At 62.5% G+C, this 13386-nt stretch carries 13 protein-coding genes; 7 read left to right on the top strand and 6 right to left on the bottom strand.

All coding sequences use genetic code 11. The annotated features are described in order from the left end of the window. Positions 1 to 2: 2 nt before the first annotated feature. The 4 genes from PCS43_RS10440 to PCS43_RS10425 all read right to left on the bottom strand — a co-directional run bounded on the left by PCS43_RS10440 (position 3) and on the right by PCS43_RS10425 (position 2910). A complete protein-coding gene (locus PCS43_RS10440; protein WP_003940916.1) occupies positions 3 to 683 on the bottom strand; it encodes a response regulator transcription factor in 681 nt (226 codons plus the stop codon). A gap of 37 nt (positions 684 to 720) precedes the next feature. Next, positions 721 to 1287, bottom strand: a complete 567-nt coding sequence (locus PCS43_RS10435) for a PH domain-containing protein (protein WP_003941034.1) — start codon at positions 1285 to 1287, stop codon at positions 721 to 723. 74 nt (positions 1288 to 1361) lie between these two features. Continuing rightward, the gene (locus PCS43_RS10430; protein ID WP_003941007.1) at positions 1362 to 1937 is read right to left on the bottom strand and encodes an HdeD family acid-resistance protein; all 576 of its coding nucleotides are present in this window, start codon (positions 1935 to 1937) and stop codon (positions 1362 to 1364) included. A gap of 118 nt (positions 1938 to 2055) precedes the next feature. After that, a complete protein-coding gene (locus PCS43_RS10425; RefSeq protein WP_003940755.1) occupies positions 2056 to 2910 on the bottom strand; it encodes a biotin--[acetyl-CoA-carboxylase] ligase in 855 nt (284 codons plus the stop codon). 115 nt (positions 2911 to 3025) lie between these two features. Between PCS43_RS10425 and PCS43_RS10420 the strand changes: the two genes are divergently transcribed. From PCS43_RS10420 to PCS43_RS10410, 3 genes are read left to right on the top strand one after another with little or no spacing between them, the layout of a single operon-like run. After that, complete coding sequence (locus PCS43_RS10420; RefSeq protein WP_003940853.1) at positions 3026 to 4666, top strand: acyl-CoA carboxylase subunit beta; 1641 nt, start codon at positions 3026 to 3028, stop codon at positions 4664 to 4666. After that, positions 4663 to 5004: an acyl-CoA carboxylase subunit epsilon gene (locus PCS43_RS10415; RefSeq protein WP_007731147.1), complete on the top strand. Its 342-nt coding sequence runs from the start codon at positions 4663 to 4665 to the stop codon at positions 5002 to 5004. Before PCS43_RS10420 ends, PCS43_RS10415 begins: the two co-directional genes overlap by 4 nt. Before the next feature lie 16 nt (positions 5005 to 5020). After that, positions 5021 to 5662: a Maf family protein gene (locus PCS43_RS10410; protein ID WP_007731146.1), complete on the top strand. Its 642-nt coding sequence runs from the start codon at positions 5021 to 5023 to the stop codon at positions 5660 to 5662. Positions 5663 to 5771: 109 nt separating this feature from the next. On the opposite strand, the gene PCS43_RS10405 is transcribed toward PCS43_RS10410, so the two are convergent. Both PCS43_RS10405 and PCS43_RS10400 read right to left on the bottom strand, forming a co-directional pair. Next, positions 5772 to 7082 carry an HNH endonuclease signature motif containing protein gene (locus tag PCS43_RS10405; protein ID WP_209908142.1) on the bottom strand — a complete coding sequence of 437 codons (1311 nt, stop codon included), beginning with the start codon at positions 7080 to 7082 and terminating at the stop codon, positions 5772 to 5774. 61 nt (positions 7083 to 7143) lie between these two features. Next, complete coding sequence (locus tag PCS43_RS10400; protein ID WP_003940674.1) at positions 7144 to 8841, bottom strand: MFS transporter; 1698 nt, start codon at positions 8839 to 8841, stop codon at positions 7144 to 7146. Positions 8842 to 8991: 150 nt separating this feature from the next. Between PCS43_RS10400 and PCS43_RS10395 the strand changes: the two genes are divergently transcribed. From PCS43_RS10395 to PCS43_RS10380, 4 genes are all read left to right on the top strand, one after another. Then, positions 8992 to 10485 carry a condensation domain-containing protein gene (locus PCS43_RS10395; RefSeq protein WP_030535027.1) on the top strand — a complete coding sequence of 498 codons (1494 nt, stop codon included), beginning with the start codon at positions 8992 to 8994 and terminating at the stop codon, positions 10483 to 10485. After that, positions 10485 to 11948 (top strand): condensation domain-containing protein, encoded by a 1464-nt coding sequence (locus PCS43_RS10390; RefSeq protein WP_075832831.1) that lies wholly within the window; start codon positions 10485 to 10487, stop codon positions 11946 to 11948. Before PCS43_RS10395 ends, PCS43_RS10390 begins: the two co-directional genes overlap by 1 nt. 118 nt (positions 11949 to 12066) lie before the next feature. Next, positions 12067 to 12972, top strand: coding sequence for a sulfurtransferase (locus tag PCS43_RS10385; protein WP_003940962.1), 906 nt, complete (start codon positions 12067 to 12069; stop codon positions 12970 to 12972). Continuing rightward, positions 12969 to 13385 (top strand): SufE family protein, encoded by a 417-nt coding sequence (locus PCS43_RS10380; RefSeq protein ID WP_003940804.1) that lies wholly within the window; start codon positions 12969 to 12971, stop codon positions 13383 to 13385. The genes PCS43_RS10385 and PCS43_RS10380 overlap by 4 nt, the downstream gene beginning before the upstream one ends. Position 13386 lies beyond the last annotated feature (1 nt).

Genomic DNA, 13386 nt, shown 5'->3' with positions numbered 1-13386 from the left:
AGTTAGTCGGTGTTGATTCGGAAACCGACACCGCGGACGGTGGCAATCCTGCGTTCCACGGCGGGGCCCTCGTCGCCGATCTTGCGGCGCAGCCACGACATGTGCATGTCGAGCGTCTTCGATCCACGAAGCTCGACGTCGCCCCACACCTCACGAAGGATCGTATCGCGCGAGACCACTTCCCCGGCGTGCTCGAGGAGGACCCGCAGAAGCTCGTATTCCTTGTTGGCCAAGGCGATTTCGGAGCCGTTGACGAGTACGCGTCGTGCCGCGGGCTCGAGCCTGATGCCACCGACCTCGACAATCGTGTCCTCGCGGCCACCGTGGCGACGCAGGAGTGCTCGCACACGTGCCATCAACTCGGCGAGACGAAACGGCTTGCTGACGTAGTCGTCGGCGCCCGCGTCCAACCCGACCACGAAGTCGACTTCGTCGGTCCTGGCGGTCAACATCAGCACGGCGAGCGAGGTGCGATGCGCACGAATCTGTCGGCAGACCTCGAGGCCGTCCATGCCCGGAAGGCCGAGATCGAGAATCAACAGGTCGAAATCACCTTCGAGCGCCTGCTGCAACGCAGCGGGTCCGGTCGGTTCGACCGTCACCGAATACCCTTCACGCCCCAAGGCGCGGGAAAGGGGTGCAGCAATGGCCTCGTCGTCTTCGGCTAGCAATACGGCAGTCACACGAACAGACTACGGACAACACGCCTTTGCACGTTGATTACCAGCCATTTCGATCATTCGGGTCGTCGTTTTCACCTGACGGCCACTGCGGTGCCTGCGATGGTGGCTGCTGCATGGAATCGAAAACCTGGTGATACAGCAGGGCGTGAACGTGCTCGACGTCAGGAATGTCGTCGAACTCGAGCGGATCGTCACTGGCAGATGCGATGACCAGAGTTCCGGTCTTGAGCATTCGATCGATCAGGCCGTGACGGAACTGAACATTGCTGATCCGCCCCATGGGAATGTCGATACCCGTGTGCGTGAGCACTCCGTGGCGGATGAGCACTCGCCGATCGGTGACGATGAAATGCGTGAACTTCCAAACCGTGAAGGGCGCAACCGATCGCCAGGCCACGACACCGAGCCAGATGATTCCGACGGCAATGGACGACACGGTGCGAGCCGTGCCGTCCAATCTCGTCTGTGCGAGGCCCAACAAGAACCCGGCGACGGCCGTCGCAAGTACGAACGTCAGCGCCGGAAGCACCAACATCTTCCAATGAGGATGGCGATGCAGTATCAGTTCCTCGTCCTGAGCGAGGGCGTCTTCGGGATATCCCATGACGGGAAGTCTGCCACCCCGCACCGACTTTCAGGCACACCGACTTTCAGGGACACCCGTCTTCAGGGCAACGCTCAGGGCTGCGCGATCTTTCGCAGCACCAACGGGGTCACGACGATGATGATGCCGTACAGCACCATCCACACGCCGACCACGATGCGGAAGACGTCGAGCGAGAGTTCGGGCTGCAGAAGGACGATTGCACCCGCGACGATGCTGATGACTCCGAGCACGATCGACAGACCGCGATCGACGGTGTGCCCGGACGCCGCGTCGACCAGATCGAGAACGCCACGGAATACCCACCAGGCACCGATCACCAACGCGATCAGAACCACCGTCTGCAAAGGGCTACGGAGAACCAAGAATCCGAGGAGCACTGCCAACGCGCCGGAGATCGCGACGAGCGTGCGAGTTCCACCCGAAGCCGTCACGTCCGCGAACGAACGGATGATCTGAACGATTCCGAATCCGAACAGCTGGATCGCAATGACAACCGCGACCACGAACAGGGTGGCATCCGGCCACGCGAGTACCGCGATACCCAGGCCCAATGTGAGGACACCGAGCAGCACCGTCACGCCGGTGAGTACGCGGCGAGCGCTCTCGGCCGTCTCGGCTTCGGTCGGAACAACGATCGGTGTGGTCATGACGCCCCTAGGCAGCTCGGTAAATCCCGCAGTTGAGTGAAATGAAGGACGGACGGTTGGTTCGAAAACCGGTCCGGGCCAAAAATTAGCACTTTGGTGCCAGAAAATCCGGCAACGTTCACGATTCGGTGACCGGGGCGGCGCGAAGGTGCGTGATATCACCTGCTGCGACCGCAAAGGTCTCCCCATCTGTTCCCTCGATTTCGATGACGACGCGTCCGGAAGTGTCGACGTCGGTCGCGATACCGAACACCTCCTTGTCGCCCGGCAAAACCGCGCGGACTCGTTTGCCCAGCGTCCCGCAGCGCTGCCGGTATTCGGCAGCCAACACAGATGTATCCCATTTCGACGATTCCCAAGCACGGAATTGCGTCGCCAATTCACGGGCGATTGCGCGAACGAGAGTGTCGCGGTCGACAGTCGATGCTTCTTCGATCAGCAGTGACGTAGCGGTCGGGACGGGCAGCTCCTCGACGCCGAGGCTCACGTTCAGCCCGATCCCCACCACCACCGCGGGATCGGGCGCCGTCCTCGCCACCTCGGCCAGAATGCCGGCGACCTTCTTGTCACCGATGAGAACGTCGTTCGGCCACTTGAGTTCTGCGGGTACTTCGGCCACGTTGCGCAGCGCGTCGACGACCGCGATTCCCGACAGTAGCGGGAGCCAACCCATGTCCGCGAGATTCATTCCGGGCATCGACAGCAGAACCGACATCGAGATCTGCGCTTGCGGCGGACTCACCCACGTGCGCGAATGACGGCCACGGGCACTCGCCTGATATTCGGCGATCAGAACGTGACGGTCGGCATCCGGATCTGCCGCTCGCGCAAGGAGATCCGCGTTCGTCGAACCGGTCTCCTCGACAACGTCGAGGCGGTTCCAGAAAACGCGCGCGTCGTCGTTGTCACTGCGCACCAGTGCGCGTCGTAGGGCATTGCCGTCGAGGGGCGGTCGGTTCAAGTCGGTCCACATAGCCCCAGCCTATGACGACAGCGAGAATGTACTGGTCAGTAGCTTGAGCCTGCAAGACAGCGACAATCGGACCTGCCTTCGAAGCCCCCCACGCACTCTCGTTAAGCTCACGTCCATGACCACTGTCCAAGAGCCGAACGCGCCGGAGGCGGCGGCCGCACCCGATATCCACACGACCGCGGGAAAGCTCGCGGACCTGCGGAATCGCCAAGCCCAGGCGCAGGCACCGAGCGGCGAAGCCGCCATCGACAAGGTGCACGCCAAAGGCAAGCTGACCGCCCGCGAGCGCATCACCGCCCTCCTCGACGAGGGCTCCTTCGTCGAACTCGACGCACTGGCACGGCACCGAAGCGTGAACTTCGGTCTCGCTGACAACCGCCCGGTCGGCGACGGCGTCGTCACCGGTTACGGCACCATCGACGGCCGCGACGTCTGTGTCTTCTCACAGGACGCCACCGTTTTCGGCGGATCGCTCGGCGAAATCTACGGTGAGAAGATCGTCAAGGTCATGGACCTCGCGATCCGCACCGGACGGCCCCTCGTCGGCATCAACGAAGGTGCAGGCGCGCGCATTCAGGAAGGCGTCGTCTCGCTCGGCCTCTACGGCGAGATCTTCCACCGCAACGTCCAGGCCTCGGGTGTCATCCCCCAGATCTCACTGATCATGGGACCCGCCGCCGGCGGCCACGTGTACTCCCCCGCACTGACCGACTTCGTCGTGATGGTCGACGAGACCTCCCAGATGTTCGTCACCGGCCCCGACGTCATCAAGACGGTCACCGGTGAAGACGTCACGATGGAAGACCTCGGCGGCGCTCGCACCCACATGGTCAAGTCCGGCGTCGCCCACTACGTCGCTTCCGGCGAGCAGGACGCACTCGACTACGTCAAGGACCTGCTCAGCTACCTGCCGTCCAACAACCAGGCAGCAGCTCCCCGCGGCGAGATCACCGACCCCATCGTCGGTTCGATCGAAGACAGCCTGACCGCCGAGGACATCGAACTCGACACCCTCATCCCGGACTCGGCCAACCAGCCGTACGACATGCACGAGGTCATTCGTCGCATCCTCGACGACGACGAGTTCCTCGAGGTCCAGGCCGAGCGCGCGATGAACATCATCGTCGGTTTCGGTCGCGTCGACGGACGCTCGGTCGGCATCGTCGCCAACCAGCCCACCCAGTTCGCGGGCTGCCTCGACATCGACGCCTCGGAGAAGGCCGCTCGCTTCGTGCGTACCTGCGACGCGTTCAACGTCCCGATCATCACCCTCGTCGACGTTCCCGGTTTCCTCCCCGGAACCGAGCAGGAATACAACGGCATCATCCGTCGCGGCGCGAAGCTCCTCTACGCGTACGGCGAGGCAACGGTCGGCAAGATCACGGTCATCACCCGCAAGGCTTACGGCGGAGCGTACGACGTCATGGGCTCCAAGCACATGGGCGCCGATGTGAACCTGGCATGGCCGACCGCTCAGATCGCCGTCATGGGTGCATCCGGAGCAGTCGGATTCGTCTACCGCAAGCAGCTTCTCGAAGCCGCGAAGAACGGCGAAGACGTCGATGCACTGCGCCTCAAGCTGCAGAACGAGTACGAGGACACACTCGTCAACCCGTACGTCGCCGCTGAGCGCGGATACGTCGACGCTGTCATTCCTCCGTCGCACACCCGCGGACAAATCGTTTCCGCATTGCGACTGCTAGAGCGCAAGGCCGTTTCCCTTCCGCCCAAGAAGCATGGGAACATTCCCCTATGACCGCAACCACCGAGGACATTCTCAGCGAAGATGTCGCACTGGCGGAGACCGCACCGACCAACGGTGCGGTCGTCGAGGGAACCGCGACGGATGCTTCGCTCACGGAGCTGACCGAGACGTCGACCTCCGACGCGTCGGTCATCAAGATCGTCAAGGGTTCGCCCACGGACGTCGAGATCGCGGCACTGGTCAGCGTGCTTGCTGCGGCTGCCGGCAGCGGTCAAGCTCCCGAGTCGAACGTTCCCGCGGAGACCTGGGGCGATCCGACTCAGTTCCACCGCACGCGTGCGCCGTTCTCGCCGTACGCGTACCTGAACCCCGCGATCCGTCGCAGCTGACGATCACTCTGCTGACGTGACTCAACTGGTTCTAGCTTCAGCGTCCCCGGCTCGCCTCGCAGTTCTGCGGGCGGCCGGGGTTTCGCCGCTTGTGCGTGTCTCCGGCGTCGACGAGGACAAGATCGCCGACAACCTCGGACCCGACGCCGCCCCCGAAAAAGTCGTGACGGTACTGGCGGAGGCCAAGGCCGCCGAGATCGTTCCCGGTCTTGCCGCCGACAATCTCACCGACGTAGTCGTTGTCGGGTGCGATTCGATGCTCCTGATCGACGGGCAACTTCAAGGCAAGCCGGGCAGCGTCGATATCGCCCGTAAGCGATGGGCCGCAATGGCCGGACGCAGCGCCACTCTCTTGACCGGGCACTGTGTCCTACGCGTCGCCGACGGCCGCATCGTCCGCATGGCCTCGGATCACAGCGCAACAGTGGTTCATTTCGCGCAACCGTCCACCGAGGATCTCGAGGCATACCTGGCAACGGGCGAGCCGCTCCAAGTCGCCGGAGCATTCACGCTCGACAGTCTCGGCGGCTGGTTCGTGGAGAGGATCGAGGGTGATCCCTCGAGTGTCATCGGTATCGGATTACCTTTGGTACGAACACTTCTCGAGCGTGTCGGGGTTTCCGTCTCGGATCTCTGGCGCACGCAGAGCATCTTCTGACGCGTTTTCTCCAAGCACGTTTTCTCCAAGCACCACTGACCAGCCCCGCATCGGGTCCATGCCGATGCGAAGCTGGTCGTTTTTGTTGTCACCGAAAAGGTTTGACCCTTCAGGTTTTGAAGGTGGCGTTCGCCGGCCTCGGTTGCTGCTGCGGGTCGATCGAGGGCGGCGGAATGAACCACGGTTTGTTGTCGACACCGATACGGATATCCCATTTCCCGACGAACCCTGATTTCCGGTGCATCAACCGGTGGTGCGAACGGCACAGCAGGACCAGGTTGTTCATCACCGTCGGGCCGCCGTTCGCCCAGTGCCGGATATGGTGCGCATCGGTCCACGCCGGTACACATGTGCAACCCGGGAACGCACAGCCTCTGTCTCGGGCAATCAACGCCACTCGCTGTTCGGCGGTGACCAACCTCTTCCCTGGTTTCGCATCGAGCGGCGCGCCGTGATCGTCGAGCAGGACGGTGGAGAGGAAACAATCACACCCGAGAAGCCTGGTCTGCGACACCGACAGCGGTCCCAGCCAGGGCATGTGCCCGACATCAAGATCGGACAGCTCCAGTGAGCCGTCATCACCCGAATCCGAAGACTGTGCGGCACAATCCCGATGCTCAGCCAAATCACGAGCATTGATGTGCACGTTCACATGCGGACGCTGACCACCATCGGTACCGGTCTTGGCGCAATCGAGATAACGCCGGATCAGTTCGGTGAACCCATCCGCAGTCCGCTTCGCCGCCGACCGAGCATCGGGAGTCCCGTCCGGTGCCGGGGTCGGCATCGTCAGATTCGACAACGCCGACAGCAACATTTCCCCGGTGAGGGCATCGAAATCCCCACGCACCACCACCCGACCATTGAGCGTCGACGCGATCCGCAACTCATTGAGATCGACATCTTCAGCGGGCGGAATCTCATCCGATTCGAACAACCGCTCCAACGTCGCGATCACGTTCCGCACCTTCGTCGTCGTCGCCTCCACACCCGACGCAGCAGCCAACAACAAATCGATACAGCGAGGGAGCGCCTCCTCCGGCATCCCCTTCGGCGGTGATTCACAGAACGCCACGATCAACACCGCGTGCTCGAACGAGCAATCCCCGCCATCGAACCGAGCCGCCACCGCCGGAAACGGCCGCAAAGCTGCACCGAGAGCGGCGATCTTTTTCCCGTCCCGAACCTGCAGCATCGTGTTGGCCGCCAACCACGCACCCACTCCGCGGCTGGCAATCACCTGATCATCCGGGCGCAACGACAACTCGTCCACCACCGCCACCCGCACAGCTTCCAGGCGCAGAATCTCCGCACTCGCCTCGACAGCAGCAGCACGCAACTCAGAAGCAGACAACCGCCACAACCGTCCGCGCAACCCCACCGCAGAACCAGACACCACATCCGACAACAAGACACTCATTGAATCCCCCGATCCCCTGCACACAGGGTACTCGAACACCCGTTCGAGTCAAGGGCAATTTTCAGACCGGCGAATTGACCCGCGGCAGAGCAGTCGACGCCAATCCGATACCGAGCGCAATTGCTGCGATGATCGCGAGCACACGGCGCTGCGCTTGGAGAAATGCTTCGCCGGCCGCCGCGCGAGTCGATGCGTACGCGGCATCAACTGCCACCTGAACGGATTGACCCCCGGCACCGGCGGAGCCGTCCCGGCGACATTCCGGCGCCACCTCCATCGGTGTTCCGGATGCCAATTGGCTTGTTGCGCAATCGACAAAGGCCTTTTCGGCGATGTCGATCAGGCCGGGACCAACGCCGGCAGCTTCAAGGTTCGCAACGTACTCGGGCCGCTCCCCCTGCACTGCTTGCGGAGCTTGCCCCGCGACGAGCGAGAAGAACACCACTCCGATCAAGGCCAGTCCGATGGAGCTGCCAACCTGCTGAACGGTAGGAAGCAGTCCCGACACCGAACCCGCGTGCGCGGGTTCGACCGTCGCAAGGATCGCGGTTTGCAGTGGTGCCACGAACAGTCCGAGACCTGCGCCACCGAGAAGCAGCGGACCGGCGAGCGCGAGCCAGCGTGGATCGGTTCCTTCGCGTTCGAGGATGATCGACAGCGCGATCAGCGAGCCGGCAAAGACGACCATCCCCAGGATCAGAACACGGTTTCCGAGCATCCGGTACACCGCCGATGAGAGAACCGCCGCCACGCCCATTCCGACGGCCCACGGCAGCGTCATGACGCCCGCTCGCAATGCGGAGAACCCGAAGCCGAACTGAAGGGTGAGACTGATGGTGAAGATCAAGGAAGTCAGGGTTCCGAAGAAAACGAACGCAAGAACCGCGCCGATTGTGAAGGCTCGGTCGCGGAAAAGCTCGAGACGAAGGACCGGATCGCCGCCTCGTTTCGCCAAACGCGATTCGTAGAGCACAAACGCCACTGCCACCGGCGCCGACATCGCGAGCATTACGACAAGACCTGTGGGCCATCCGCGCGCCCTTCCCTCGGCCAGGGGAAGGATCAGCAGGAACAGCGCCAGTGATGACAGTGCGGCGCCGATGAGGTCCAGTGAGCGCACATGCTCAGCGCGAGCATCGACGAGATGGAAATATCCGAGAATCAAGGCGGCGATGCCGATCGGGATGTTGACGAAGAAGATCAGGCGCCAGCCCCAGTCGAACAGATTCCACTCGATCAGCAGCCCACCGATCAGAGGCCCACTGACTGTTGCGAGCCCGATGGTCGCACCGTAGATCCCGAAGACTCGCGGATGCCTGGCCTTCGGAAACAGACCCGAGATGATGGCAAACGTCTGGGCTGACATCGAACCGGCCGCCAATCCTTGCAGACCCCGGAAGACGATCAACATCGTCGCGCTCTGCGCGAGCCCGCACAGCAACGAGGCAACGACGAATACGGACAGGGCGGTCAGAAAAACAACCCTACGGCCGAACAGGTCCCCCAGCCGCGCTGCAGTGATCAACGAACACGCGAAAGCCAGGATGTACACGCTGACCATGAGCAACTGCGCCGATACGCCTGCTTGAAGATCGACGGCGATACTCGGAAGCGCGACGTTGACGATTGTCGCGTCGAGCAATTGCATGAATGCCGCCGCCAGACTCGTCGCCAACCCGAGCCAGGGCGTCAGAGAACCAGCTCGCCGCCCGCCCTTGTGGTCGGCGCCGACAGCGTCACCTAAAGGGTCCGGAAGCACCGAATGATCCTAATCGAATACAACGCTTCTAGAACCTGTTCTTGTTTAGATTGTAGTATTTCGGACAATTCAGTCCCCCAGATGGGATAGTTCGTCGTCTGCCCATTTTCAGAGCAGGCTTCTCGACGACACACGCAGGAGTTCTACTCGATGGATCTGAACTTGATCACCCATTGGCACCCGCTTCCTGGGCGGGTAATCGAATGGGGCGTCACGCATGCTTCCGCTCAACGAGCCGCCGAAGCCGAGATCGACCGAGAACTACCCCCGACCACGATGCAGGATCGCCACCTGCGACGCGCCCGCGTCACCGCAGAGAAGGGCGATCCGCAGTCTCCGTGGATCGGTATCGCCTTCGATTTCGCAGGAACACTGGACCGCGACGCCATGACGCGAGCACTTCAGCGCTACATCCGTCGCCACGACACGCTGCACAGCTGGTTCTCGTTCGACGAAGCAACCACCGACGCTGCGGACACCTCGTTCGAGGTCCGTCGACACGTGGTGCCGGTCGAAAGCATCGAACTCGAGTACCGCGTGGGCGACGACGTCTCCGAATCCGAGGCGATCCGCGCGCTCGTCGCGACCAAGTTCGCCACCGAAACCAGCGCGCTGCAGTGGCCGGCCTTCGTGTTCGGTGCCGTCGAGCACCACCATGCCGACCTCGAAGCCGATCCGAGCTTCACCCTGTTCCATGCAGTCGACCACGCCCATTCGGACATGAACTCGATGGTGTTGATGTACGCGGAATTGCGTCAGCTCTACGCAGCGGAAACGACCGGGTCACATCCCGAACTGGGCCCCGCGGGAAGTTACGCGCAGTTCGGTCGCGTCGAGCGCGCACGGACGACCGAGCTGACGATGCAGTCACCCGAAGTGCACCAGTGGCTCGGTTACCTCATGCGTAGCGGCGGCTCGTTCCCCGGATTTCCGCTCCCTCTCGGGGCCGAAGACGCGCCCAAACCGGCTATCGGTTCACGCTTCGACCTGGCTGACGACATCGAGTGCGAGAAGTTCGGTGCGGTTTGTAAAGCCAACGGCGCCAACTTCATCGGCGGAATGTTCACCGCGCTCGCGATTGCGGAATTCGAACTCGCCGGACGCGACAAGTACATCGCCCTCTCGCCGGTCAGCACACGAACCGAGGCCGACTCGTTTGCGCAGGGCTGGTACATCAACCTGATCCCGGTCGGCATCGACGTCGACGACAAGCGACGCTTCACCGAGTTGGCAAAGCTCGGGCAGCAGGGGTACCACGACGGCAAGGCACTCCTCGATGTCTCTGTGCAGCAGGTCATCGATCTGGTTCTGTCGAGCTTGGCCGAGTCGGATTCCGCACCCGGCGGACTGTCGAAGACGCTCACCCCGCCGCCGATCGTCTCGTACATCGACGGCCGCCGCATGCCGGATCCGTACAGTTATGCCGAGACGAAGGCAACGGGAATCGTCGGCGGCAAAGAGACTCAGATCGCGTCGATGTGGATCAACCGGATGCACACCGGAACCTGGATCGCCGTGTCTCACCCCGACACCCCCATTGCCCACGAATCGGCCACCCGCTTCGCCGAGCACGTCTCCAAGATCATCAAAACTGTTGCAGCTCAAGGCGACTACTCGTTCGCGGCACCAGAGGGAGCGGCCTGATGCATGTCACCTCGATCGATCGATACGGACTCGAGCCCGGAATCGTCACCGAATGGTCGCTCCAGCCCGCGGACGGCGCCGTCACCGAGTCGGAAGTACCACCGTCGTACAACCAGCATTTTCACCTCGAGACTGCGCGAACACACGGCATGGGCCGGAGTGTGTGGATGGCAGCCGCATTCGACCTTCCCGGAGAACTGAATCGGCCTGCACTCGATCTCGCGCTGCGCCTGTTCATCAGTCGCCATGACACTCTGCACACAGGATTCGAGGTGGGCGAGTTCACCACCACCCGAATGGGACTCGATCCCGACGGCACACACATCGAGACTTCGGAACCTCTGAAATTCGATTCGACCGAAGACCTCCGAGCGCATCTCAAGAAGCGATTCACGACGGTATGCGATCCACTGACCTTCCCTGCATACACGTTTGCCACGGTCGAACGCGAAGAGCACTACACGGTCCTGAGCGCGTTCGATCACACACTCGTCGACGGCTACTCGTTGGTCATCGCTCTCGGGGAACTGCGACAGATCTACGAGGGACTGATCGCCCTACCCGATCTGACCGACCACGAGGCCGTCGACGCAGTGATGAGCCGACTGGGTGACCCGGGAAGTTTCGTGCGGTACTGCGAACTGGAGGCAGACGCTCTGCTTCCAGTCGACAACGACCCTCGAATCCGCGAGTGGGCAAGGTTCTACGAGATCTGCGGTGGCACATCACCGAGTTTCCCCTTGGATCTCGGCGTCGAGGGCGGAAAGCCCGCGCCGCAGGGCGCCGATGTGCGCGTGCTGCTCGACGAGGAGTTGACGGCGACGTTCGACGAGATCTGCCTATCCGCCGGCGGTAGCGTGTTCACCGGAATCCTCACTGCGATGGGACTTTCCGTCCACTCGTACACCGGGCAGTCGACGCTTCCGCTGCAATTTCCGCTTCACATTCGCAAAGATCCGCGGTGGGCCGACGCGATCGGCTGGCTCACCACCAGCGCGCCGATCACGGTCCAGATCACTCCCGATGCGGATTTCGGTGCATCCCTTGCACATACGCACGCGTCGTTCCGAGTTGCGTTGACGCTCGAGGGCGTCACCATGGCCCAGGTTCGAGATGCTTTGGGCGACAAGATTCGACGCACGCGCACCGACGTCTTCATGGTGTCGTACATCGATTACCGCAAACTACCCGGCACAGACGATCATGATCTCCTCAACGCCCATCACATCAGCAATGTGACGGTCGCCGACGATGCCCAGTTCTGGATTTCGCGAACGAACCGTGGTCTCTCGCTGCGTTCACGCTTTCCCGATACCGAGACGGCAAACGACACCATGGTGAATTTCCTCACCGAACTCGACCGGATTCTGAGAGAAGTCTGCGCCCGGGGCGTGACGCCGATCGGAAGTGTCACCGAACAATTGAGAGATTCGAGCGTCGGAGCAGGAACACCGAGGATTTAGGGTCGGCAACGGGCACGAGCAGGCAGAACCTGCTTCCGGGCGTCTCACCTTGCGCACAGCGCATAGAATCGATCAAGTCCGTGTTCGAACCGAACGATTCGTCTTCAGGAGTACGCCCGTGCCCGTTGCCCCCGATCCCTCAACCGCGTTTGCCGAGTTCGCGCATCCCGACCGGTTGGTCTCGACGGAATGGCTCTCGGCGAATCTCGGTGCGCCGGGCCTCAAGGTTGTCGAATCCGACGAAGACGTGTTGTTGTACGACGTCGGCCACATCCCCGGAGCCGTGAAGATCGACTGGCATCTCGACCTCAACGATCCGGTCACCCGCGACTACATCGACGGTGCGAAGTTCGCAGAGTTGATGAACCGCAAGGGCATCGGCCGCGACGACACCGTGGTCATCTACGGCGACAAGAGCAACTGGTGGGCGGCCTACGCACTGTGGGTCTTCACTCTTTTCGGCCACGAGGACGTCCGTCTTCTCGACGGTGGCCGCGATGCGTGGATCGCCGAGAACCGCGACACCGCTTTCGACGTTCCCGACATCACGTCAACGGATTACCCGGTCGTCGAGCGCAACGACGCTCCCATCCGCGCATTCAAGGACGACGTTCTCGCGCACTTGGGCGACGGGCCGCTCATCGACGTGCGATCTCCGCAGGAGTACACCGGCGAGCGCACCCACATGCCCGACTACCCCGAAGAGGGTGCGTTGCGTGGTGGACACATTCCCAGCGCGCTCAGCATCCCGTGGGCGAAGGCAGCGGCACCGGACAGCCGCTTCCGCACCCGTACCGAACTCGGCGAGATCTACGGCGACCTGTCGGCCGACGACAACATCGTCGCGTACTGCCGCATCGGTGAGCGTTCCAGTCACACCTGGTTCGTGTTGACTCATCTTCTCGGCTACCCGAACGTTCGTAACTACGACGGTTCATGGACCGAGTGGGGCAATGCCGTGCGCGTCCCGATCGTCCAGGGCGAAGAGCCCGGCGCCGTTCCGTCCTCCGTATCGGCGTCATGAGCGCTCTTCCTTCGGCTCTGGCCGAGATCGTCGACGACTTCGCGGCCGTCGGCGCCTCGGACAAGCTCACCCTTCTTCTCGAGTTCAGCCGAGAGCTGCCGCCGTTGCCGGCGGAGCTCGAGCAGAGCGCGATGGAGCCGGTCCCCGAATGTCAGTCGCCGCTCTTCCTCTCGGTCGACGATTCGGATCGCGACAACGTCCGTCTGTACTTCAGCGCTCCCCCCGAGGCTCCCACGACGCGTGGTTTCGCATCGATCCTCGCGCAGGGGCTCGACGGCCACAGCGCCGACGAGATCCTCGGTGTACCCGACGACTTCTATTCGGCGCTCGGTCTCGCAGAAGCCGTGAGCCCGCTCCGTCTGCGCGGAATGTCGGCCATGCTCGCGCGCATCAAGCGGCACTTGCGGGGCTGAA

The organism is Rhodococcus sp. C-2 (genome assembly GCF_027854095.1).
Lineage (GTDB): Bacteria > Actinomycetota > Actinomycetes > Mycobacteriales > Mycobacteriaceae > Rhodococcus_F > Rhodococcus_F qingshengii.
Note: the sequence above shows the minus strand (reverse complement) of the source record. Positions and strands in the feature narration are given on the sequence as shown.

Excerpts from the sequence above, each read along its gene's own strand:
- PCS43_RS10425 (WP_003940755.1), bottom strand. The coding sequence starts at position 2,910 with ATGTGGACCGACTTGAACCGACCGCCCCTCGACGGCAATGCCCTACGA.
- PCS43_RS10395 (WP_030535027.1), top strand. The coding sequence starts at position 8,992 with ATGGATCTGAACTTGATCACCCATTGGCACCCGCTTCCTGGGCGGGTA.
- PCS43_RS10430 (WP_003941007.1), bottom strand. The coding sequence starts at position 1,937 with ATGACCACACCGATCGTTGTTCCGACCGAAGCCGAGACGGCCGAGAGC.
- PCS43_RS10435 (WP_003941034.1), bottom strand. The coding sequence starts at position 1,287 with ATGGGATATCCCGAAGACGCCCTCGCTCAGGACGAGGAACTGATACTG.
- PCS43_RS10380 (WP_003940804.1), top strand. The coding sequence starts at position 12,969 with ATGAGCGCTCTTCCTTCGGCTCTGGCCGAGATCGTCGACGACTTCGCG.
- PCS43_RS10390 (WP_075832831.1), top strand. The coding sequence starts at position 10,485 with ATGCATGTCACCTCGATCGATCGATACGGACTCGAGCCCGGAATCGTC.
- PCS43_RS10405 (WP_209908142.1), bottom strand. The coding sequence starts at position 7,082 with ATGAGTGTCTTGTTGTCGGATGTGGTGTCTGGTTCTGCGGTGGGGTTG.
- PCS43_RS10415 (WP_007731147.1), top strand. The coding sequence starts at position 4,663 with ATGACCGCAACCACCGAGGACATTCTCAGCGAAGATGTCGCACTGGCG.
- PCS43_RS10420 (WP_003940853.1), top strand. The coding sequence starts at position 3,026 with ATGACCACTGTCCAAGAGCCGAACGCGCCGGAGGCGGCGGCCGCACCC.